Annotated in this window: 1 protein-coding gene; it reads left to right on the top strand. The window is 74.6% G+C overall.

What is annotated here, in order from left to right:
- The coding region (locus G3I40_RS18910; RefSeq protein ID WP_164303312.1) for an aldo/keto reductase at nucleotides 1-870 on the top strand (870 nt) is incomplete at both ends.

The following is an 870-nucleotide window of genomic DNA, read 5'->3' as shown; positions in this document are numbered from 1 at the left end:
GCGCTCGCGGGGCGCACCGTCTCCCGCGTCGGCTACGGCGCCATGCAGCTCGAGCGTCTGCGCGGCGACCGCGCCGCCGCGGTCGCCCTGCTGCGCCGGGCCGTCGAGCTCGGCGTCGATCACTTCGACACCGCCCAGTTCTACGGGAACGGATTCGTCAACGACGTGATCCGCGAGGCGCTCCGCCCCGGCGACGACGTGGTCGTCGTCAGCAAGGTCGGCGCCGACCCCGACCCCGGGGGCCCCTTCCCGATGCGCCTCGCACAGCGGCCCGAGGAGCTGCGGGCCAGCGTCGAGGACAACCTCGCCGGCCTCGGGCTCGAACGGATTCCGGTCGTCAACATGCGCCGCGCCGACTCCGGCCCCGGGCTGCGCGCCGAGGGCGAGCAGATCGTCGACCTCGACGACCAGCTCGCCGAGCTGACCGCCCTGCGCGACGAGGGCAAGATCGGCGCGATCGGGCTCAGCAGCGTCACGCTCGACGTGCTGCGCCGGGCGCTGCCCGCGGGCATCACCTGCGTGCAGAACGCGTACAGCATCCTCAGCCGGGACGACGAGGAGATGCTGCGGCTCTGCCACGACGAGGGCATCGCCTGGGTGCCGTACTTCCCGCTCGGCAGCGCGTTCGCCGGTCTGCCGAAGGTGACCGAGGAGCCCGCCGTCGTCGCCGCGGCGCACGCCCTCGGCCGTACGCCCGCGCAGATCGGGCTCGCCTGGCTGCTCCACCACGCGCCGCACGTGCTGCTCATCCCCGGCACGGCCGACCCCGAGCACCTGGTGGCGAACGTCGAGGCGGGCGCGGTCACCTTCGACGAGGCGACGCTCGCCGCCCTCGACGCCGTCCCGCCGCAGGCCTGGGGTGACGCGCTC

It is taken from the genome of Streptomyces sp. SID14478 (assembly GCF_010548525.1).
In the GTDB taxonomy this organism is placed as follows: Bacteria; Actinomycetota; Actinomycetes; order Streptomycetales; family Streptomycetaceae; genus Streptomyces.
The sequence above is the reverse complement of the archived record's forward strand: the minus strand, read 5'-3'. Positions and strand labels throughout refer to the sequence as shown.